Origin of the sequence: Paenibacillus sp. R14(2021) (assembly GCF_019431355.1) — a bacterium.
Classification (GTDB): Bacteria; Bacillota; Bacilli; order Paenibacillales; family Paenibacillaceae; genus Paenibacillus_Z.
Window position 1 is genome coordinate 3,221,185 of the sequence record NZ_CP080269.1, and the last position, 21,918, is coordinate 3,243,102.

Sequence of the window (21,918 nt, forward strand, 5' to 3'; positions counted from 1 at the left end):
TCGGTTCGAGCCAGATCGAACCTGCTCGGGGCGACTGCACCCGCGGAATGCCGTCAAGCGCCCCCTGCTCTCCCACCGTCAATCCATCACGTCAACCGCGCCGAATCGTGCCGAAAGGGAAGCCGTCGGATAGACGGCTCCCCTTGGTCAAGCAAACATGCCCGTTTCGATGCAATCGCTGCCTTCTTATGCCTTCGCCGCGGCGCCTTGCTCTTGGAGGGATGTACTCCACTCCTGCTTCAGCTCGCTCCAATGCGCGCGTTTTTCGAGAGCGGACTGGAAGTCGGCCCATGCCGCTTCGAACGCCTTGTCGTCTTTGGCCATCAGCAGCTTCGCTTTATACTCCTTACGGACGTTCTCGAGCTCCGGCAAATATTTCTCCCACACGCCGCCCGGCTTCGCCTTCACCATGTCGTACGGCTGCGCGACGCGAACGCCGCCCATTTTGCCGATTTGCTCGGTGAAATCGATCGTTTTCTGCCGACCCTTCGGGTTCGTCACGGCATAGTTCCACCACGGGTACCAGGCGTTGCTGTAGGAGGAGATGCCGTACAGCCCCGGGTTCGTGCTCGCGAATTTGGCGGCATCCCCGGAATCGTGAAGCTGCTGGTAGTTGGCATCCGTGTACTGCCATTTGCCAAGCGGCTTATCTACCCAATTCCAGAACACGCCGGCCGGGCCTTCGCTCGCGACCTGCTGCTGTTCCGGCTTTGGCTGCAGCATATAGTCCACGAAGGCAAGAATAGCATCGAGGTTTTTCGAATCTTTACTGATATATAGGTCGTTGCCCGGGAACGGATTGACGATTTGATTCGCTCCGATGTGATCGACGCCCGTTACTTGCGGATACGGAATCGTCTCATAGAACCACGCCGGTTCGGTCGGACCGTCTAGAATTTCCCAGATATGCGCATCCATGTTGAAGAATCCGCCTGCGTTCATCGCGATGCGTCCGGATTTGGTCTTCTCCTTGTAGCGCTCCGCTTTGTCCGTAATCGCCTCGGCGTCGATGAGCCCTTGGCGATACATACTGTTCATCCATTGATAGGCCGATTTGTACTGCGGATTATCGTAAATGAACTGATAGTCATCACCCTTCTTCTCCACTGGAATGACACCACCGGCAGTAGCTGTCGACACCCCGAACGTGCTCAGAATAACGTTCTCGTCGCTTGCGTCCGACAGGAAGCTGAGCGGGATATACGCCTTACCGGACGGGTCCTTCTGCTTGACCGCGGCCTTGAGGTAACTCTCCACTCCGGAGATCGTCTTTAGATCATCCATGGTCATGCCCGTCTTATCGAGGATGTCCTTCCGCACGAACCACCCGAGTGAAGCCCAGCCCGGCCACGGATCTTCGGGGTTCTGGTCGAACCACGTCGGAATTGACCAGATATGGCCGTCCTTGTCCTTCATCCCGTCCAGATAGAGCTTCGGAATGGAGGCGAGGCCCGGATATTTGTCCGGCATATTGAAGTACTGATCGAGTGGAAGAATGCTGCCGGAGCGGATCATCGAGGAATTGACGATGTCGCTTCTTCCGAATAGTGCCGCATCCTCGAAGCCGCCCGTATTCAGCTTCAGGTTCAGGGCCGTCATGGCGTCGCCCTGCGTCGCTTCAAGCTGGACGTCAATGCCCGGTTCATGCTCTCTCCAATACTTCTGCACCATGCTGTCGTTGTTGATCGTCGCTGTCCAGCCGAGCCACAGCTTGAACGCCTTGGATCCGGCAGATTCCCCTGCATCTGAATTCGTGCCTGCCGGTTGGTTCGCGCTGGCGCTGTTCGATCCCGCCTTTGCATTATCAGCCGTATTATCGCCGCCGGAGCTGCCTCCGCCGGCGCAAGCCGTCAGGCCAAGCACAAGCGCTGCCAGCCCCGCCGCCATACGTTTTCTTGCCGTAAGCATCTTCATGCGTTGCTTTCCCCTTTCTGTCTCTCCAGTTATATGGTGTTTCCGTACACCTGTTGTTTAATAGCTGCCGGCTCCCCATCCGCCTTAGCCTTTGACGGAACCGATGAGTACACCCTTGACGAAGTACCGCTGTAGGAATGGATAAACGCATAGAATCGGAATAGCGCTTACCATAACCGTCGCCATCTTCACGGACATCAGCGTCACGTTCGCGAGGCTCGTGCCCCTGGCGATCGATTCCACGTTATTGCCCGAGCCGAGCACGGCCGAAATATCCTGCGCGGATAGCAGCTGCTGCAGAAACGTCTGCACCGGGATAAGGCTCTGTTTCGAGACGAAGAAAGCGCCCGCAAACCAATCGTTCCAGTGCATAACGCCAGTGAACAAGCCGAGCGCTGCCAGCATCGGCTTCGACAGCGGCAAAATGATGGACCAGAGCACCCGGAACGGCTGCGCGCCGTCCATCTCGGCCGATTCGATCAACGCCTCCGGGACCCCTTGAATGAATTTCATCATGACGAACATGTTCCAGGCCGAGAACGCGCTTGGCACGATATACACCCAGAACGAGTTCAGAAGCGAGAGATCGTGAAGCTGGATGTAGAAAGGGATCAAGCCGCCGCTGAACAGCATCGTTATCAGCACGTAACCGAGCAGCGTGTTCCGCATGGGAAGCGCCCGGTAGGACAAGCCGAACGCGGCGAGCAGTGTAACGAGCAGCCCGATGACCGTGCCCGCGATCGTCCGGGCTGCCGTTATCCAATAGGCATGTCGGATGATTTCGTTGCCGAGCACGATCCGAAAATTATACAACGTGAACTGGCGCGGCCACAGGTACACGCCGCCCTTGGCCGCGTCGCTCCCTACGTTCAGGGAGATCGCCAGCATATACAGAAACGGATAGATGACTGAGAAGCACAGCAATAAGAGAAGCGCGATGATGATGAATTGACCTGCTTGGTCGCTTACCGAACGTTTCATGCTTTACCAAAGCCCCTCCCCGTTGAGTTTGCGCGACATCCCATTCGTGATGAGCACGAGGATCAAGCTGATGACGGATGACAACAGGCCGACAGCCGTCGCCATGCCGAAGTACCCCTGCTGTAGTCCGCTTCGTAAAATGTACGTGTCGAGTACGTCAGCGACCGGCTGGTTCGCTGGATTCATTAACGGATAAATCTGATCCATTCCGACCGCGATCAAGCTCGGCATGCTAAGGATCAGGACGATCGAAATCGTCGGCAGGATGCCGGGCAGTGTAATATGGCGGATTTGCGCGAGTCTGCCGGCACCTTCCACCTTGGCCGCTTCGTACAGCTGCGGATCGATGGTCGTGATGGCCGCCAAATACAGAATCGTGTTCCAGCCGACTTCCTTCCACAGCCCGCTAGCCACGATCATCGGACGGAACCATTCTGTCGAACCCAGGAAGAAGATCGGATCGTTGCCCGTCTTCGCGACGAATTGATTAACCAGCCCGCCGTCAAGCGTCAGCAGCGACTGCAAAATATAAGCAACGACGATCCAGGAGAAGAAATGCGGCAGGTAGCTGACCGATTGGACGAACCGCTTGAATCCGCTGTGCTTCACCTCATTAATGAGCAGGGCGAGCAGAATCGGCGCCGGGAAACCGAATATGAATTTGAGCACCGCGATGATGACCGTATTCTTCACGACGATCCAGAACTGGTCGTCCTGGAGAAAAGAGAAGTTGCCCAGTCCCACCCACGGGGCGTTCCAGATCGTATAGCCGATATGGAAGTTTTTGAAAGCGACTTGAATGCCGGCCATCGGAATGTAGCTGAACAGCAGCAGCAGCACGACGGCTGGGGCAATCATAATGTACTGGTAGCGGTATTTTGCCAGTTTCTCAAGCATGCGATCACCTCTGTACGCTAATTATACAAATAGAGCGGCAAGCGATCGATATGACAACGATTGGATTTTTATCGTAATGATTAGAGAATGATACGCCCTAGGCGCAGACGCGGCTCAAGTGTACAAAACCCACCGCTATCGCGACAAAATACGGGCGCAGCCATCTTGAATAAACTCCCAATTAATCCGAATTTTGTTGAGGTTCCCGCGAAACTTGGATAAACCACGATAGATTCTGTATAATTAAATAGACACTGACTATTTTTCCATGAAAAAAAGGGAGCACAGAACAATGATCGTACATTACACAAGAGATATTCAAAGCGCCTCCGGCATGCTAAGCTCCAAGGAATTGCTGCTTTCGCGCATCGGCAGCTTGGACAGCCAAAACGACATTTTGCACTATTTAAAAGAATTCAATCGATTGCATTACATGCAGGATCTCATCAGCACCTTCCAGCAGGCTCTCGTGATGATCAGCACGATGCCGGGCGTGAATCAGCAGCAATTCTTCATGCATACGCTGACGGCCGCTCAGCTGCGGAAGCAAGCCTATCAAGCCGGCGTATCGCTAGAAGGTTCGCTCTCTCGCGTGCTGAAGCAGAACAGCTACGTCGCATCATTCACCGAGGAGGTAGCCGCTTCGTTCCCGAGCACGGCCTGCGGAGAGATCGCGTTCGTGTTCGACGGCAACCCGCTTCGCGCGCCGCGCGGCTTCGAGCTGCTGTTCAATAAAGTCCATTACGCCGATGCCGAGAAGGTAGATCGTCTGCAGGCAGCCGGCGGGGACAACCTTGCCAAGTTCATGGAGAGCATCTCTCAAGAGCCCGGTATGTCGTATGCGGGTATTCTCGCCGCTTACATCAAACGGCTGGAGAAGCAGCAGCAGGCTTACGCCGGCATCATCCATGAAATTATCGACGAGCTGAGCAGCAAGGATCAGACCGACGCGTATACGCCGCTCGATTATAAAAGCCATGAAGGAGCCGTCGATGCCATCCACAGCCGCATCGTCGAGGAATACACGACGTTATTCCGTCAGGAAACCGGCCAGAAACCGCTGACCAAGAACGAGATTAAGCAGAGGCTGAAGGACCATCCGGAAATGGCAGAATCGACGTGGCTCAGCATTCGCAGCGTTCTGGTCAAGGACGAGGCGTTTAAAGCGGAGAACGAGGTCAGAGCGGTCCTGCTTCCGCAAAGCAAGGAGCAGTTCAATCAGACGAAAAAACAGCTGCCTGTCGGCTTCGATACCGGCCTGCTGAAGAAAATCGTCATTTCGCCGTCCTGCGAAAGCAAAGCGGAGTGGAAAGCCGCGCTTGAAGAAGCGCTGCGCGCCAATAAATACAACGATGTCGTCGTCGAATAGGACGGCGTGTTAGATGGAAAAGGGGTTGTCCCAAACGTCATGGGAAATGACATTTGGGATCGCCCCTTTTTTCTTAATACGGTAAATGGACGAGGGGGAAAGCGATGTTTCCTAGATTAGAAACGACAAGATTACGATTGAGAGAAATTACTGTCGATGATGAAAAGGACTTATTTGATTGCTTTTCTAATGAACAGGTTACACGTTATTACGGACAAGAGACATTCAATCATAGCGAGCAAGCGAAGGTGCTTATTGATTTCTTTGCCAAAAGCTATATCGAGAAGAGAGGCATACGGTGGGGGATTGAGCTAAAAGGCACTCGAGGATTAATGGGTACGATTGGCTTTAATGCCTGGTCGCCTAAACATAAACGGGCAGAAATAGGGTATGAATTAAACCCTGCACATTGGAGAAAAGGGTATGCCTCCGAAGCTGTATCATCCGTCATTCAATATGGATTCAATGAAATGAGCCTTACTCGCATCGGGGCTGTTGTGTTCATCGACAACGAAGTATCCAACCGCTTACTGACGAAGCTGGGTTTCCAAAAAGAAGGCTTGCTTCGCGATTATATGTATCAGAATGGCAACGCGTACGATACGTATGTGTATGCCATTCTAAAAAACTGTAATAATATGCTGACCTGACGTGGGTAATCCCCGAATGCTTCGACCTAGGGATGCAAAAGAAGGCTTCCGATTCACTCGGAAGCCTTCTCTATTCCTATTCAGCCTGCCCTTATACCGGCTCCAAGCTGTCCAGAATTTCCTGCAGGCTCAGCTCCGCGCAAGCCATGGACGTATCCGCGGCGCCGTAGTACATCCGTACGCGATCGCCGTCGACAAGCACGCCGCATGAGAATACGACCCCGCCGAAGAAACCGTTCACCTCGTAATCGGCCTCCGGCTCCATGACCGGCTTCACGGAACGCGCAATGACCTTCGACGGGTCATTCAGATCCAAGAGCACCGCGCCCATGCAGTAGCGGTGATCCTTGGTCGCGCCGTGGTACAGCTCCAGCCAGCCGCGTTCCGTCCGGAACGGAACCGCGCCGCCGCCGAGGCGGCCGCTGTCCCACATGCCGTCGCGCAGGCCGATAAGATGCTTATGATTGCCCCAGTACAGCAGGTTATCGGACTCGGCGATCCACATTTCCGGCCGTCCGACGCTCTTCGTCGTCGGGCGGTGCAGCGCGTAATACTTGCCGTTCACGCGTTCCGGGAAGATCAGCACATCCTTGTTATCCGGTCCGAATATCATGCCGTGATACGTCGTATGCACGAAATCCTTCGTCGAAACAAGCGATTCCCCGATGCCGACCGGAGACACGGCGGAATAATAAATATAATACGTGTCCCCGATTTGCGTAATGCGCGGATCCTCGATGCCGAACGTCTCCAGCGTCTGCGACGGATACAGGAACGGCTTCTCGTCGATGGTGAAATGATGGCCGTCCGAGCTGCGGGCGATCCGCAGGTAGGACAGCGAAGTCAGGTATTCGAATGCCGGAGCATGTTCCTTCAAAATAATGACGCGCGGATCGGACAAGTCATAACGCTCGTCGTCCTTGCGAATGGGAATCAATTCGAGCTCCGACGTCTCCACATTGTACACCGGCGCCAGCACAACCTCGGGGTCGGGGCTGATGGGACGCTCGGCTACGCGAAGCAGCATAATAACTTCGCCGTTGTATTCCGCTATGCCAGCGTTAAACGCGCCGATGACTTCAAAATCGTCGCGATGCGGCTTTACGTCAGCCGGCGTAACCAGCGGATTTTGTTCATAACGGTAAATATTCATAGCATTTACTCCTCTACATGTTAACTCTTCGGTGACTTCGGTGAAGAAGATTATAGGCCTCGAAATGGATCTTCGATAACGATCCGCTGGGCATCTGCATCGCTGATGCCCGCATACAGCACGGCGCTGCCGTCCGCACGGCGAACCAGCCCGCCGCTGAAGACGACGTCCTGCAGATCAGGCCGCTTGGACGGGCCAGGCAGGAAGCGGCTGCGTTCCGCGATGAGCTTCATGACCGAGAACGAGGCGTCCGCCGGATCGAATAGGAACGCCATCGGATAATAATGGCGATCGCCCGCTTCATCGAATTTCGCGACATGCCCAAGCACGCCGACGCGGCCATCCTGCAGCAGATGCGCTTCGTTGGCACCGCCCCATTCGCCTTCCGCGAATTGGCCGACCAGCAGCGGTGCTTCATTAATAACATCCAGCGTCAGCTCATCAAGCGTCGCAACGCGGGCGTAGCCAATCTTGCCGCGGCCGCCCTTCTCGCCCTGCGGACGCGTGAAAATGCCGATGCTGCCGTCCGCAAGCTCGACGAGCCGGAGATCCTTCATGCCGTCCGGCCCTTTGAAGAACGGCTTCAGGCTGCGGATATCCCCGCCCCGGTAAAAGACGGTGCGCCACATCAGCGCTCCCTCGTTCACGGGATGCGGATAAATTTCCACGCCGCCGACCACCAGCTCCCCGCCGATCCGGCAGTGGAATGGATCCTGCAGCACGAGCACCGGTGCATCTGCGAGCGGCAGCCATGTGCCTTCCCGCTCCGCGAAGAAGACGACCTCGGAATGCTCGCTGTCGCGCGATTCCACGCGTCCTGCAATAATTTCCACGCCATTATCCATGAATGGAGCAGCAATGTTGTACACGTCCTTATCCGCATAACCGCCGAATGCGATACGCTCCGCTTGTTCGGCCCGTGCGCCAGAAGCGCGGTAGGCGCTAAGCAGCTCGCCGCACAATTGCGGCCCCATGCTTTTTCCCCAACTAGCAGCCATTCTTCTCTCTCCTCGCTTGTTCAGCTGTTTGCTATTATTTCAAGTTGAACTGCATGCCTTCTTTGAATTTCTTGCTGAAGAACAAGAACATGATAATGATCGGCAGCGTCAGAATTGTCGATGCCGCATAGAGCGGTCCCGGGAACGAGCCGTAAGGCCCGAACATCTGCGACAACAGCACGTTCAAGGTCAGCATGGAATCGCTCTTAACGGCGATCAGATCCCACAACAGCTCTGTCCAGCGTTCCATGAGCAGGAACAGGAAGATGACGGTCGTAATCGACTTCGACATCGGCAGCATGATGCGGAACATGATCTTTAAATCGGTCGCTCCATCTAAGCGTGCCGCTTCAATGAACACTTGAGGCACTGCCTTGAAGAAGTTCGTATACATGAAGATCGCCCACAGACTGACTGCTTTAGGAAGAATAAGCCCCAAATACGAGTCATATAAGCCCACTCGCTGCACGATCAGGAAGGTCGGAATCAGCAGAATAATCGCCGGGAAGAACATATGGAACAATACAAAGTTGTTAATGGCATTGCGGCCGAAGAAGTTCATCTTCGCCAGCGCATAAGCGACCATAACGCCGAAGATCATCATCAGCACCGTGGAGCTGATGGAAACAATCACGCTGTTCAGGAAAGCATGCAGCCAAGGCCGCGTAACGCCTGTCTCTCCCCCGTGGAACAACCAATCGTACGATTTGGTCGTAAATTTCGTCGGAATAAGCGTCTTATCGATTTGGGACCAATCCGCGAACGAACTGAGCACCATATATAAATACGGATACACCATAATGAGCAGAAGCACGATGGCCAGGATATAACGTATCGCCCGCTTTGTGCCGCTGTGCCGTTTAGACCCAACCATTGCGCTTCCCCCAAACCTCCAGTAATTTGCGGATGATGAAAATGGAAATGAACGTCGCGATGGAAGCCAGCAAGGCTACAGCGGAAGCATAACCGCTCTGCAGGTTCGTGAACGCTTGTTTGAAAATTTCCATCTGCCACGTATTGGTGGCATTGCCCGGACCGCCGCCGGTGAGCTGGTACACTTCGGTGAAAATCCCGAAGGTGACGCCGAAAGCCAGAATGAGCGTCGTGTACATCGACGGATACAGAAGTGGCAGCGTAATGCGCCAGAACCGTTGACTATCCTTGACCCCGTCGATCGCCGCAGCCTCATAAACCTCTTTATCAATGCTTTCAAGACCCGAAGTTATGATAAGGGCATAATAGCCCGTGAACTTCCAAGCGAGAATGAGCCCTACGATGAATAACGCCGTGAACGGCGTCCCAAGCCAGTCGATGTCGAATCCCATGCTGCGAAAGAATTCGTTAATCGGACTGTTATAGGAAAGCAAACCTTTTACGATCAGCGCCGAAACAACGCCGGAACTCAAGTAAGGCAGGAAGAATCCGATCAGGAACAATCCTTTAAAACGCGAAAGCCCATGCACCAGCACGGCTACGCCGATGGCAAGAACGGTGACGATCGGTACAAAGATAAGCATGAAGCGATACGTGTTCCAGAATGCCGCGTGAACGCTTGGCGACTTCAGCGCATCCGCGAAATTGCTGATACCCTCGAAATTAAACGTTGGCTTGATCATATTCCAATCCGTCGCGGAGAGGAACAGCGTCCAGATCAGCGGGATGAAAAAGAAAATGATCGAGTAAATGAGATAAGGGCTGGTAAACAGCCAGCCCAATTTATTGTTACGTTGGTCCATGTGGTGGAGCCTCCCTTATTTCAGGGCGTTTTCCAAGGCGGTTTTCATCGCTGCCCAGCCATCTGCCGGTGCAATTTGGCCTTTCACGACCTTGTTGAACGCTTCTACGCCGATAATTGTCTGCAAATCGTTATATTTCGCGTTGTCCATCGGCGGTACTGCATTTGGTACATTCTCCGCGTAAGGTTTCAACTGCGGGTTTTCTTCCAAAATCGGTTTGAACGCATCATTCGTGGACAAGTCGTCGCGCGCCGGCGGCAGGTTCGTTTGCTTGAACCATTTGGCGTCGTTAGCCGCATCGCTGTAGACCCATTTAATGAAGTCGACCGCAGCCTGCTGCTGCTCTTTGGATGCCGAAGCATAGATGACGAGGCCTTTCGTATCCGCGAACGTTTTGCTTTGCGCCGGGTCTACGCCATCCGGTACCGGAGGCATGGTCAGCGTGTACGTATCGTTAAACTTCAGGTTCGGGTATTTCTCCGCCCATGTCGAGAATGTCCAAGGGCCAATGTCGGTGAAAATGCCTGTGCCTGTCTCGAACGGATCCGTTACCTGGCGGGCAAGAATGCCCTTCTCCTTACGAAGGTTATCCACGAATGTCAGGACTTGCTCCCCAGCCTTCTGATCCCCCGTGAACTTGCTGCCTTCGATGAACTTGTTGCCGCCGGATGCCGCATCATACAGCATGTAGAAGTCGAACCACCGCTTCCACGCCGTAGGATCTGCTAGGTCAGCTTTCGCCCATAGGTATTTCTTGTCGCCGTATTTAGCTTTCAGCTTCTTCGTCAGATCGAGGATTTCGCTGTACGTCTTCGGTGGCGCATCGTAGCCGAGTTCCTTCAGCGTGTCCAGACGCCAGCCGAACAGCATCGGGTTGGAGTAGATCGGCAGCACGTATTGATGGCCGTCCGCGAATTTCCAAGGCTCGATCGTCTTCGTCATGTCTCGACCGCTGATAACATCGGTGAAGCCAGGAATCGTGTCCAGCGGCACAAGCGCTTGGCTATCGGATAGCTGTGCGGCGAAGCCCCGGTTAATATTCTCGGAAATCGTCGGCGCGCTCTTCGCGGCGATCGCTGCTTGAATGCTCGCTTCCGAAGTTGGGGATTCTTTAATTGCGCTTACATTTATTTTGACTTTATTGTTAACACCTTCATATGCCTTAGCCATCTCTTGCCAGTAAGCCTGCTGCGTCGGATTCGGCGCCGCCCAGAATTCGATGGTCGTCACACCGCCGGCGGAAGCACCGTTGTTGCTGCTATTGCTGTTGCTGTTGTTATTCGTTGCAGTACCTTGGCCCGTTGAACAAGCCGACAACAATCCGGCTGTAAGTGTGGCAGCCAGCAAAACCGAATTTCTCTTTTTCATCTTCACATAACCCCTCCATAGTGTTGTGATGAATCCGCTTTAACCAATCTTAACTTACGGGACTTACCTGTCATGTAGGAACGAGTCTCATTATGCTCTCTGTAATTATATAAGTCAAGTGACAAAATAAAGATGGCTACGTTTTCATAATCAATATGTAATGTTGATAATAATCTTAAGTAACGTTACAATATAAACATAAGTTTTACAAACTCTACACCGCTAAGCATGATTCCACTTGACACTCCACGCGAAAATAGAAACAATGAAAGATACAGGTCTTCTCTTTTCATTTTGAACGGCCGACAACGGAGGTTACCCTTTTGAAGACGAAAGTAACGATGCAGGATGTAGCGGATAAGCTTAACATATCCAAAAATTCCGTTTCTCAAGCGCTCACGGGCAAACCCGGCGTCAGCGAAGAAACGCGCAGCCTGATCATCCAAACCGCGGATGAAATGGGCTACACCTATGCAAAGCGGCTGCCTGATTATGCCGCTAAAGGGAATGCTAAACGTACCATTGCCCTCATTGCATCGGATTATGCGTTTTCCATGAAGAGCTTCTTCGGCGGCATTTATTTGAGCATCGACAAAGAATTAAGTAAACACGGCTGCAGCCTTACGATACAATCCATCAGTCCGGCACACGCAGCATCCATTACGCTGCCCGAATTTCTGGAGGAGCGTTCCGTGGACGGTGTACTGATTCTGTCCCATATCACGACTCCTTATTTGCAAGCCGTGCTGAATACCGGCATTCCAGCGGTCATGATTGACCATCACCATCCGCTGCTTCACGCTGATTCTATCCTGACGAACAACCGCTTCAGCGCGTTCGATGCGATCCGGCATCTCGCGGAGCTCGGCCATCGCGACATCGGTTTTGTTGGCAACATCCGCCTATCCCCGAGCTATTACGAGCGCTTGGAAGGAATGCGGCTCGCCGCTTACGAGCTTGGGCTTACTCTGCAGGAGCAGTGGCTGATTACAGACGCTGTCGAAGACAACGAGACCGTGCGCAGCCGGTTGAATGGCCTGCCCTCGCAGCCAACAGCTTGGTTCTGCATCAATGACGGCTTCGGCTTCATCGTGAATTCCGCGCTGCAGCAAATGGGGCTGCGCGTGCCGGAGGATGTCTCTATCGTCAGCTTCGACAACGGCTACTTGTCCCGGATCGCCATGCCTGCCATCACGACCATCGATGTGAACCTGCCGCTTTATGCAGCTTGCGCCGTCGAGCGTCTTCTAAGCCGGATTGAACAGCCCGATTTGCCTCAGACAGAGATGCTCCTCTCCACGTCCCTGTTAGTCCGGCAGTCGACAGGTCCCGCTCCGGAAGGCCGATAGCTGCCGGCTGGCTGCAGTGACTTGCACGACCAAAAACCCCCAAGCATCGTCGATGCTCGGGGGTTCTTTTGTTTGTCTTTAAACAGCATCGCTTTCATGTAAGTCACCTCCAAAAAAACCTTTACAACCGAACGTATATTCGCTAATATTGACTTGGATATAATTCCCATTAAGGAGCGATCTATGATGGAAACAACCAAAGCTAAGATCGAAAATTCGCTTACTGTCTTATTGGTTTCTAATCTCGAACAGACGCAGACGTATTATGAGAAAGCACTGGGATGTGAAGTGAACGAACACTGGGCCATTAGAGATGATTTCGGATTAGGGTTTAAATTCATTCAAGCGCAAGATCCAGCCGATGTTCGACCTAACAAGGGGACTTGGAATACCTATGCCTACGTCAAGACCCACGAAGAGCTGGACCAGTTATATGCGGAATTCGAAGCAAGCGGAGCCATTATCGTCTCCGAACCCTATGTAACCGAGCATGATTGGGGAGCTTGGAAGGAGTTTAGTATACAAGACCCGGATGCCTATGTGATTGGCTTCGGTTCTGGGAGCAAATCCAGCAGCTGATTGCACCCCATCGAATATGAAATATACACGAAGCACGAAGGAGGAAACAGACAACATGCTTTACGATTTACAGGGTGAAGCAGCTATGTCGCCTCTGGTGGGAATCTTATATTCCGCGGTGAAAACGAATAACAAACGGCTGCAACTCATCACGGACGGCATGTCGCAAGAAGAAGTCGATTACAAAGGGCCGGCACACAGCTTCAATAGTACCGCCCAGTTAATTCAACATGTCATGTACGTGGATCTGAATTGGGTTTATCGCATCATGGAACAACCGCTTCCTCATGCTCTACGAGAACAATACGGCCCTATGATCGATACCAACAATAAGCTTCCGATGGTTCAGGGCAAATCCTTGCATTCGCTTATCTCCGCCTATGAAAGCGTAGTAGATCTGCTGCAAGAAGCATGTGCTTCGTTAACCGATGCTGATCTAGCTCGGGTTGTCACCTTCGGACACGACGATGAGAAACAAGCAACACTGCGCTGGGGACTGTGGCATATGGCCGACCATAGCCGCTATCATCAGGCGCACATCAATCAGCTTCGCAAATGGTATAGGACGCATACTTCGTCGCATTTAGAGAAGGTAGAATAATTATTATAAGAGAGCGCTGGATTAGGTTAATGCGTTGTACAGCTTCAAGAAAGCTGCGTCTCCAAGCCGCAAGGCCGATACGTACCATTTCAGATAAACAGGCGCTTACGCATAAGAAGCCCCAAGCATCGTCAGCGACAATGCTTGGGGCTTCCTCTGTACCTCGATAGCTTATTTAAACCAGCGTGCTAGATGCTCCGCCGCCTTCACGATGCCTTGGCGCTCCGCCTCGAGGGAGCCCCAGAAGCGGTGATCCTCCAGCTCGATGCTGACCGCGCCCGCATAGCCGAGCCGGTCGAGACGAACGGCCACCTTGCCCCATTCGACGTCCCCATGACCGGGAATCGTGTAGCGCCAGGAACCTTCGGAGAATCCGTACTTCTCGCCGAAGGTCGACGTCAGCACGCCGCATTCGTACAGCTCATCATGCAGGATTTCAGTATCTTTGCCGTGGACGTGGTTGATCCGTTCGCCGAATTCGCCAAGCGCCCGAATGTAATCGATGCCAAGCCGCACCAAATGGGACGGATCATAATTCAAGCCGAAGTGTTTCGACGGAATCGCTTCGAACATCGCCCGCAGCATCTCCGGGGTGCAGCCAAGCGTCGGATAGTGCGGCGCAGGTCCCGGCCAGCCCTCGATGGCGATATAGATGCCCTGCTGCTCCGCATGCCTTACGATTTCCGGGAAGGTTTCCTTCCAGATCGCGAAGCCCTCCTTGCGCGGCAGCGTATGATCCTCCGGTACCAGGCACATGAACAGCACGCGACCGCCCAGCGCCGCGATCTCGCTCATCTCCCGCTTCGCCGCTTCCAAAGCATCCGCCCGGCGGCCCTCGTCGCGGCTCAGCAGCTGCCCGGTATGGTGCGCATCGATCGAGCCGATGCCAAGGCCAGCCGCTTCGCAGGCTGCCTTCACTTCCGGCGTAAGCCGCGAGACGTCCAGAACGTTTAGTCCAGCGCCTGCCGCCCATTGCGCGGTCTTCTCAATGCCTTCCGATCCGATCTTCGGCGGAATCCGCATGCCAAGTTTTACATTCATGCTGTTTGCTCCTCCTCGGAATCGAGTGCTGCGTCCGGCACATAACCGGCCGCTTGATAGATCATTTCGGACAGCTTCACGACCTTCAGGGCAAACTCGCCAGGCACGAGCACTTCATGCCGTCCGAGAATCGAATCGATGAAGCTCTTGTCTTGGTTCGTTTCCTGCACGGGCAGCTCCGGTACGATCGGCTCCTGCCGCAAGCGGCGCAGCGTGATTTTGCCGTTGTCGTAGAAGATACCGCCTTCCTCGCCGCAGAAGACGAAGGTCTCGTGCCAACACGGGGAGTAACCGACGAGGTTCAAGCCGGCAACCGGCCCTTCCGCGAAGCGGATCGATGTGAACGTGTCGATCTCCACGTCCGCGCCGTGCATATGCAGCTGCGGCTTCACTTCGATCGGCGTCAAGCCGGATGTCCACAGCAGCACGTCGATAATGTGGCTGCCGGAATCCATCAGGAAGCCGCCGCCGGATAGCGCCGGGTTGGCGCGCCAGGAGCCCGGCGTTCCCTGTCTCCATTCCTGGTACAGCGACGCCGTGATGGACGTCAGCTTGCCGATCTCGCCGTTTGCGATCGCATTGCGGATGTATAAGAATTCCGGCTGGAAGTGGCGCTGATAGGATACCTGCATGATTTTGCCTGCTTCCTCCGCCTTGCGGATGAGCAGCTCTGCTTCCGCAGACGAGCAGGTCATCGGCTTCTCGATCAGCACATGCAGCCCGCTGTCCAGCACATCGTAGGCTTGTTGGAAATGCAGCGTGTGCGGGGAACAGATGACGACGGCATCCAGCTCCGCCTGCTCCAGCATATCTTGATAGTTCGTGTACTGCTCTACGCCTTGGAGGTTAAACTTCGTCACGAAGCTCTCCCGGCTTCTCTCGCTTGTATCCGTAATGGCCGTGATCTCCGCTTCCGTCAATTCCAGCAGCTGCCGGGCATGCAGCCCCGCGATTCCGCCTGTACCGATAAACCCAATGCGCACTTTACTCATTTCCTAACCTCCTGTAAGTGAGTGAACTGTCAAGCTCAATTGCTTCAGTATTCGGCTTACTCCACCAATCCAGAACGCTCCACGCCTTGAATGAAATAGCGCTGAAGAAATAGATAGACAAGGAGCATTGGAAACAATGCAAAAAACGTTGCGGCCATGACGACGGGTAAACTGAACACTTCGAACGTGCTTCCCGTTAACGTATCGAGCGACTGATACAGCCGAGGAAGCATCATCGGCAGCGTGAATTTCTCTTCGGACGTCAGATAGATGGACGGCTCGAAGAAATCATTCCAATGCCAGACCAAGGAAAGCAGCGTCGTGACGACGATCGCGGGCGGCGTCAGCGGCATAATAATCTTCCAATACACCCGGAAGCTGCCGCAGCCATCCACCCGCGCAGCATCCTCCAGCTCCCAGGGCAAGCCCCGGAACAGCTGCCGGAAGATGAAGATGAAGAGCGCGCCTCTAAGCCCGTTGCCGAAGAAGGAAGGAACGATAAGCGGCAGCACGCTGTCCAGCCAGCCCATCGTCTTGTACTGCATGAACAACGGCACGATAATTGTCTGCGGCGGAATAATCATCGTAAACATGCAGAGCACGAACAGCACCTCGCGCCCGGGGAACTTGATCCGGGCGAAGCCATACGCGATGAAGGAGCAGGACAGCACTTGACCCACCACGCTGAGAACCGCGATCAGCGCCGAGTTATTGAAATGGGTCAAGAACTGCAGCCCTTTCATGCCGTAATAGAAGTTCTCCCAAGCTAGACTCGTCGGAATCCATTTGATCGTGAAATTCATCAGATCCACAGGCTGCTTGAGCGAGGTCGTCATCATATAGATAAACGGATACAGAAACACGAAAGCCAAGTCGATCAGGATGACGTAAACGAAGATGCGGTAAATGAGCCCGATCCAGCGGCTTTTGCTTCCGATGCGGCTTAATACTGTATGATTTCGCAGAGCCTTGACTTTACTGCCGGCTGCTCTTGCTTGTGCTTGTGCAGGTGCTTGCGCATGAGCGGCTGCTTTTTGCGGTTTGGTCTTACCTATCGGGTTCGACAGCATGATGCGGATACCTCCTTGCAGCTTATTTTTCGCCAGTATAAATAATCAGTCGGCGGGTAGACACAAACACAAGGACGAGCAGCAGGAAAATAAACAGGAAGTAAATCCAGCCCATGCTTGAAGCGTAGCCCATCTCGATATTGGTAAAGGCCGTATCCTTGATATACACCATCATTCGGTTGTTGATATCCGTGAAGGAATCGACGCACGTATAGACGAGATTGAGCAGAATAATCGGCGTCATAAGCGGCAGCGTAATCTTCCAGAACATCTCCCACTCCGTCGCTCCGTCGCATCTTGCCGACTCATAGAGCGATACGGAGATACCCTGCAGACCAGCCAGGAAGAGCAGAATCTGCACGCCCGTCTTCCAGAAAATCACGGTCAGCCGGCTCAGCATGTCGAAGACGATCTGCGAGAACGTCGGCCCCATGTAGAGGAATACCTCATCCGGCACGCCGATCCCGTTCACGAGCGTATCCTTGCCGACGCCTGCATACAGCAGCTGCTGCATCGCAAGACCGGAGCCGATCAGCACGGGCAGGAAGAACGCCGCCCGGAAGAATGCGCGCCCCCGGATGTTATGATTCAGCAGGATGGAGATAAAGAGCGAGAATACGAGTATGAGCGGCGTATTGATAACTGCATCCTGAATAACCGAGATAAACAGCGGGATAAACTTCGTATCGAGCACGAAAGCCTTGTTGAAATTGCCCCAGCCGACGGAGGTCAGCTCGAAATTGCCGACCCCTGCCACCTCATGGAAGCTGAGCCAAAGGGAATAGACCAGCGGATAGAGCATAAACAACGCAAAACCGATTGCCCACGGCGCGATATAGACATAGCCCGCCATCATTTTCTTACGTTCCAAACTCATCTTCTGCCCTCTCATGCTTATCCTCCCTTCGGCACGACGATAAAGTTGTTGTCCGGCACGACATGGCCGTCATCGGTGCGGACCTCGCGCGGCGTATAGTTGACGATGACGCGGGTGCCGTCCTCGTACGTCACCTCGTACACGTCCTTCTGAAGCTTGCGGTGCTCGCGGATTGTCTGCGACCACACGGACTGCAGCTTCTCGTTCATTTCCTTGTACTGCCGGACCGACTGGGCCGACCAATTGGTATACGACGAGCTGAACAGATCGTTATAGTAGGTGTCCTTCAGATCCTCTGCGTGATTCGCCGTAAACTGGTAGTAAGGCATATAGCCGTATTCCACCATCTTGAGGTACTGCAGCTGCGGATCGTAGAACAGGTTCTGCGGATCGCCCGAGTACGGAATCAGCCCGTGCACGACCATCTGATAGAGCGGAATCGTCTCGTCGGTGAAGAAGAACCCGCTGTCCTCCATCGGAATGCCGAACAGGCGCGAGGAGTGTTTAAGCGTATAGCCGTTGCCGCCGATGGAAGCGGCGCCGCCGAATTGCTTCTCGGACTTGGCCATCATCTCCATCCATTGCCCGGCCGTCCCTTCGCGCGTCTGCTCGTAACCGTCGTTGTAGTCGTAATAGTCCTCGTAGCCGACGCCGTCGAAGTTAATGCCCGTGATCGACAGCTTGCTAAGCGGATCCACGATCTTCTTCTGGAACTCGTCGTTCTGCTTGCCAGCGCTCAAGTAGAAGAGCTCGCTGTAGCGGTCGGTCACGGCAAAATGATTCGCCCCGACGACGACGTCGCTGCGGGTCGAGAAGCCCTTGATCCCTTTGAAGGCCATCAAGTAATTGTCCTGTAAGTAGAGCGGAATGCCCTTCGCTTTGGCGTATTCGCTCAGCTTCTTCAGGCCGCTCATGCCGCCCAGCTTCGTGGAAGGCTTATAGCCTGACGGGTAAGACAAGTATCCTTTGCCCGTCCAGCCGAGCAGGTTGGCGGAGATGGATTGCACGCCTTTCTTGCCGAGATCCTCCATGATTTGCTGCGCTTCCTCGTAGGTCGTCGTCTGAATGAGATGATCGAACAGAATGCGGTTTTCCGTGATGCCCATCAGCAGATCGAGACCAAACGGAACGGGATCTCCCTTCTTGATGCGCGGCTGCACGCCCTGCTCCTTCACCAGATAGTTCCGGTAGGCCGAAGCCATATGGCTGTAGTCGGCCTCTTCTCCGCTTAAGAATACGTAGCGGATCGTATGGTCCTCGCGCAGCAGGTCTTTCTCCGGCTTCTTGGTCAAGTTCCCGTCTTTCTTCACCGCCTCGTATTCGCGCCGGTACACCAGCTCCGAGGATACGCGGTTCAAGTTGATCAAATACCCGCTCGGCGAGTACAAAATGTTAGCATCGTATTCACCCTTCGTGATCATGCCGACGAATGCGTTGTCGCTGACCTTCAGCCCGAAGAGCGGCAGCATCGCGTTCATTTCCCGTTTGTAATTCTCGAACGTAATCGTGTCCGGACCATAAACGCTGGCCCGGTAAGGGTTCAGATAAGAAGGATGAATCGGCTTGAAGGTCGACAGCGCGCCGGGGCCGTCCGGATAGACCGAGTAGCCCTGCTCGTGGTCCGTCGCCGCCCCGAAGAACGGAAGCGGCGCGATCGCCATCAGCCAGTTGTTCTTCGACTCTTGTACGGATTGACCCGGAACAGTGACTTCGAGGGCGTCGCCCTTCAGCTGGAATTTCATATCGAAGCTGATCTTCAGCCGCTCCAATTCATAATGGACGGAAATACCGTCCGCAAGCGGCGTTGCCTTCATCTTCGGCTTCTCCAGCACGGAGTTCGTCTCCTGTGTTTCGAGTGCCGGCAGGTTCGGGTCCGTGAAGGTCAAATGGAATATCGACTGACTGCTGGCCGTCCACAGCTCATTCCCGTCGGTGTTCACATCCTGCAGCGGCACCGTCGACTGCCAGACATGGCCGTTGCTCTTGTCCTCCACCTCTATTGCGGAGTCGGCGGCCCGGAAGCGGAGCTCGAGACGGTCCGTCTCCGCTACCTTCTCGTACGAGCCCAGCTCCTCAGGCTGGCTGTCGTCTTCCGGCGCGTCTCCTGCGGCCTCGTCGGCGGCTGCGGTCTTCACCTTGATCTCCTGCTTCGCTCGTTCGACCGCGCTTTTCACAGAGGGGAGCGCCAGGAGAACGAGCGCAGCGATGACCAAGCCGACTACCGAATAATAGATCCATTGTTTGGCTTTTCTCGTATTCATGGTACCCCCTTAATTCTCCATTAAATAGCGGACTTCGATGAAGACTTCGCGCGCGAACTGTAGAACGTGGTTCGTCAAGGCGAAGACAAGTCCGACGGTGCCCCAGAAGATGATGAAGGCAAAAACGCTTAGAAGAAGCACGCCGACCGATTTCTTAAACGAATAGTCGTTCAGCACCTTCAGTTGAATGAAGATCAACAGGGCGACCCATATCCAAATCAGGAGATTGATGCTGTGATAGAGTCCGATCTCGCCTCTCGAGAGCACCTGAGAGATGGCCGCGAGCGGAATGGCAAACACGATATACGGAATCAAGGCGTACGACATCGCGGTCAGAATTTGGCTGAAATACGCCTCGCCGTCCATGATCGCAGTAATCAAATAACAAGCGACGACACCGGAAATAAGCGGCACTACGAAGCGGATCAATTCCAGATTCAAATCCGCGTACTGCGGCTGCAGCGCCGTAATGTGGAAGCTCGTCATGTAGATCGTGATGATCCGAACGCACAGGGTCATCACGATGAGCACGAATGCCGAGACCAGGCTCTTGTTCTTCTGCAGCTCCTCGAACCCGTCGGCAGGATGGAAGAGGATGGCGATGCCGAGCCGCAGCGACCGCAGCCCGGATTGTTTCATGAGCTCCGTTTTGGTCAAAATCCATACCTCCTTATGACGGTATTCGTGACGCGAATCATTCCTTTCACGATGAGGTAGATCGCGTAAACGATGAGCGCCGCGCCGATGAGCAGCCAGCCTAAGTATTTGCGCATGATATCGTGCCGGTACTCGGCAAACGCCTTGGAATAGCCGTCCTGATCCTCGCCCAGCTTAAATTCCTTCATGGCATCCTTCCAGCGCTCTTCCTTCATCAGCGCCTTGGCCACGCCGCGATGCGCCAGCGGATAGTTCTCGTCGATTTTCAATACTTCCTTCCATGGGACGAGCGCCTCCTGGTAGCGGCCGTTGAAATGCAGCTGGCTCGCCTGATGGATCAACTCCGCGAACCGCGTGGGCTGGAACACCTGGATGTTGTTCCGGTCCCGGTCGAGCACGTAGATCTTGCCGGCTTTATCCACCACGATGCTGGTCGGGTACTCGAACCGGCTCTTCACGTCGCCTTGGCCGCCGAATACGGCCAGCAGATTACCCTCTTGGTCGTATTGGTAGATTTTGCGCGACATGGCGTCGAGCGCGTTCACGACGCCGTATTGGTCAACCGCAAGATCGACGAAGTACGGCTGCTCCAGCGTGCCGCTGTCGATGGAAGGCTGGCCGAAGGCGGCTTTCTTGTAGATGTTCTCGCCCATGGCGTTAAACTTCTTGATCTGATCCGCGTCGATAAGTACCGTCGGCGAATAGATGAAGCCTTTGGTGTCTATCGTCAGATTCGCGTTCTGCGCCGGTACTGCGTTGTTCAGCTGCTCCCGCTGCTCCGGCGTTGCCAGGAGGCGGATAAGCAGGTTCTTCCAATCGAACGGCACGCGGTTCGCGCCAATGTAGCCCCGGAACCGGTTCATGGCATCGATCATCATGAAGCCGCTGTAGTCGTTCTTATTCAGGACGTATAAATAGCCGCGGCGGTCCATGATGACCTTATCCGGCGCGAATTCGAGATCCTCGCTGAGCAGGCTCGACTTCGGCTTGACGAACTCTTCGACGAATTCGCCTTTCGGCGACAGGTGAATAACCCGCCCGCTGCCCGTATCCGCAACGAACATATCGCCCAGCTGATCGACGAAGATGCCGCTCGGCTGATCGAGCTCGACGCCTTGATCCTTGCCAAAGATCGCGAGCACCTTGCCGTCGCCGTTCAGCTTCACGATCCGGTTATTGTCCGTGTCCGCGACATAGAGCAGCCCTTGATCATCGAGAAACATATCGCTCGGCTTGTTAAACCCGAGATCGCCGATGTCGAGCACGACGCGGTCGACGGTATAGGTGAGCGGAATCGGGATTCTGTAGCCGTACATCGGGTCAAGCGTATACGACATTTGCGGGAGTGCGTAGGCGGGTAACCCGCCGATCAGCAGCAGCAGACAGCCGATGATGCCCGCCGTAATTCGTTTGTGCAGCAACGTG

20 protein-coding genes are annotated in these 21,918 nt (G+C 54.3%); 5 read left to right on the forward strand and 15 right to left on the reverse strand.

Features of this window, described 5'->3' with window-relative positions; all coding sequences use genetic code 11:
- Positions 1 to 186: 186 nt before the first annotated feature.
- The 3 genes from KXU80_RS15005 to KXU80_RS15015 form a co-directional block, all read right to left on the reverse strand.
- Entirely contained in the window at positions 187 to 1,914 is a 1,728-nt protein-coding gene (locus KXU80_RS15005) for a type 2 periplasmic-binding domain-containing protein (protein WP_219834076.1), read from the reverse strand.
- Positions 1,915 to 1,998: 84 nt separating this feature from the next.
- On the reverse strand, positions 1,999 to 2,895 hold the full coding sequence (locus tag KXU80_RS15010; protein WP_219834077.1) for a carbohydrate ABC transporter permease: 897 nt from the start codon (positions 2,893 to 2,895) through the stop codon (positions 1,999 to 2,001).
- Between the two features lie 3 nt (positions 2,896 to 2,898).
- Positions 2,899 to 3,792: an ABC transporter permease gene (locus KXU80_RS15015; protein ID WP_219834078.1), complete on the reverse strand. Its 894-nt coding sequence runs from the start codon at positions 3,790 to 3,792 to the stop codon at positions 2,899 to 2,901.
- A gap of 292 nt (positions 3,793 to 4,084) precedes the next feature.
- Between KXU80_RS15015 and KXU80_RS15020 the strand changes: the two genes are divergently transcribed.
- Both KXU80_RS15020 and KXU80_RS15025 read left to right on the forward strand, forming a co-directional pair.
- On the forward strand, positions 4,085 to 5,161 hold the full coding sequence (locus KXU80_RS15020; protein ID WP_219834079.1) for a hypothetical protein: 1,077 nt from the start codon (positions 4,085 to 4,087) through the stop codon (positions 5,159 to 5,161).
- Between the two features lie 104 nt (positions 5,162 to 5,265).
- A complete protein-coding gene (locus KXU80_RS15025; protein ID WP_219834080.1) occupies positions 5,266 to 5,811 on the forward strand; it encodes a GNAT family N-acetyltransferase in 546 nt (181 codons plus the stop codon).
- Between the two features lie 91 nt (positions 5,812 to 5,902).
- On the opposite strand, the gene KXU80_RS15030 is transcribed toward KXU80_RS15025, so the two are convergent.
- Genes KXU80_RS15030 through KXU80_RS15050 form a run of 5 tightly spaced genes read right to left on the reverse strand, consistent with a single transcriptional unit; the run spans position 5,903 to position 11,066 of the window.
- Positions 5,903 to 6,964: a BtaManbiosPhlase gene (locus tag KXU80_RS15030; protein ID WP_219834081.1), complete on the reverse strand. Its 1,062-nt coding sequence runs from the start codon at positions 6,962 to 6,964 to the stop codon at positions 5,903 to 5,905.
- A 50-nt stretch (positions 6,965 to 7,014) separates the two neighbouring features.
- Positions 7,015 to 7,962, reverse strand: coding sequence for an MTP-1 family protein (locus KXU80_RS15035; RefSeq protein WP_258171020.1), 948 nt, complete (start codon positions 7,960 to 7,962; stop codon positions 7,015 to 7,017).
- A 34-nt stretch (positions 7,963 to 7,996) separates the two neighbouring features.
- Entirely contained in the window at positions 7,997 to 8,836 is an 840-nt protein-coding gene (locus tag KXU80_RS15040) for a carbohydrate ABC transporter permease (RefSeq protein WP_219834082.1), read from the reverse strand.
- Positions 8,823 to 9,698 carry a carbohydrate ABC transporter permease gene (locus tag KXU80_RS15045; RefSeq protein ID WP_219834083.1) on the reverse strand — a complete coding sequence of 292 codons (876 nt, stop codon included), beginning with the start codon at positions 9,696 to 9,698 and terminating at the stop codon, positions 8,823 to 8,825. Before KXU80_RS15045 ends, KXU80_RS15040 begins: the two co-directional genes overlap by 14 nt.
- 15 nt (positions 9,699 to 9,713) lie before the next feature.
- Positions 9,714 to 11,066 carry an ABC transporter substrate-binding protein gene (locus KXU80_RS15050; protein ID WP_219834084.1) on the reverse strand — a complete coding sequence of 451 codons (1,353 nt, stop codon included), beginning with the start codon at positions 11,064 to 11,066 and terminating at the stop codon, positions 9,714 to 9,716.
- A gap of 323 nt (positions 11,067 to 11,389) precedes the next feature.
- On the opposite strand from KXU80_RS15050, the gene KXU80_RS15055 reads away from it, so the two are divergent.
- The 3 genes from KXU80_RS15055 to KXU80_RS15065 all read left to right on the forward strand — a co-directional run bounded on the left by KXU80_RS15055 (position 11,390) and on the right by KXU80_RS15065 (position 13,595).
- Positions 11,390 to 12,415: a substrate-binding domain-containing protein gene (locus KXU80_RS15055; protein ID WP_219834085.1), complete on the forward strand. Its 1,026-nt coding sequence runs from the start codon at positions 11,390 to 11,392 to the stop codon at positions 12,413 to 12,415.
- Between the two features lie 183 nt (positions 12,416 to 12,598).
- Positions 12,599 to 12,994 carry a VOC family protein gene (locus KXU80_RS15060; protein ID WP_258171021.1) on the forward strand — a complete coding sequence of 132 codons (396 nt, stop codon included), beginning with the start codon at positions 12,599 to 12,601 and terminating at the stop codon, positions 12,992 to 12,994.
- 55 nt (positions 12,995 to 13,049) lie between these two features.
- On the forward strand, positions 13,050 to 13,595 hold the full coding sequence (locus tag KXU80_RS15065; protein ID WP_219834086.1) for a DinB family protein: 546 nt from the start codon (positions 13,050 to 13,052) through the stop codon (positions 13,593 to 13,595).
- Positions 13,596 to 13,766: 171 nt separating this feature from the next.
- Here KXU80_RS15065 and KXU80_RS15070 read toward each other — a convergent pair whose 3' ends face one another.
- The 7 genes from KXU80_RS15070 to KXU80_RS15100 are packed head-to-tail and all read right to left on the reverse strand — an operon-like array spanning position 13,767 to position 21,914.
- Positions 13,767 to 14,636, reverse strand: a complete 870-nt coding sequence (locus KXU80_RS15070) for a sugar phosphate isomerase/epimerase family protein (RefSeq protein WP_219834087.1) — start codon at positions 14,634 to 14,636, stop codon at positions 13,767 to 13,769.
- A complete protein-coding gene (locus tag KXU80_RS15075; RefSeq protein ID WP_219834088.1) occupies positions 14,633 to 15,628 on the reverse strand; it encodes a Gfo/Idh/MocA family protein in 996 nt (331 codons plus the stop codon). Before KXU80_RS15075 ends, KXU80_RS15070 begins: the two co-directional genes overlap by 4 nt.
- Before the next feature lie 56 nt (positions 15,629 to 15,684).
- Positions 15,685 to 16,698 carry a carbohydrate ABC transporter permease gene (locus tag KXU80_RS15080; protein ID WP_219834089.1) on the reverse strand — a complete coding sequence of 338 codons (1,014 nt, stop codon included), beginning with the start codon at positions 16,696 to 16,698 and terminating at the stop codon, positions 15,685 to 15,687.
- A gap of 22 nt (positions 16,699 to 16,720) precedes the next feature.
- Positions 16,721 to 17,590, reverse strand: coding sequence for a carbohydrate ABC transporter permease (locus KXU80_RS15085; RefSeq protein WP_219834090.1), 870 nt, complete (start codon positions 17,588 to 17,590; stop codon positions 16,721 to 16,723).
- 2 nt (positions 17,591 to 17,592) lie between these two features.
- A complete protein-coding gene (locus tag KXU80_RS15090) occupies positions 17,593 to 19,836 on the reverse strand; it encodes a DUF5696 domain-containing protein (RefSeq protein WP_219834091.1) in 2,244 nt (747 codons plus the stop codon).
- 9 nt (positions 19,837 to 19,845) lie between these two features.
- Positions 19,846 to 20,493, reverse strand: a complete 648-nt coding sequence (locus KXU80_RS15095) for a Yip1 family protein (RefSeq protein WP_219834092.1) — start codon at positions 20,491 to 20,493, stop codon at positions 19,846 to 19,848.
- Complete coding sequence (locus tag KXU80_RS15100; protein ID WP_219834093.1) at positions 20,490 to 21,914, reverse strand: NHL repeat-containing protein; 1,425 nt, start codon at positions 21,912 to 21,914, stop codon at positions 20,490 to 20,492. The genes KXU80_RS15095 and KXU80_RS15100 overlap by 4 nt, the downstream gene beginning before the upstream one ends.
- Positions 21,915 to 21,918: the final 4 nt, after the last annotated feature.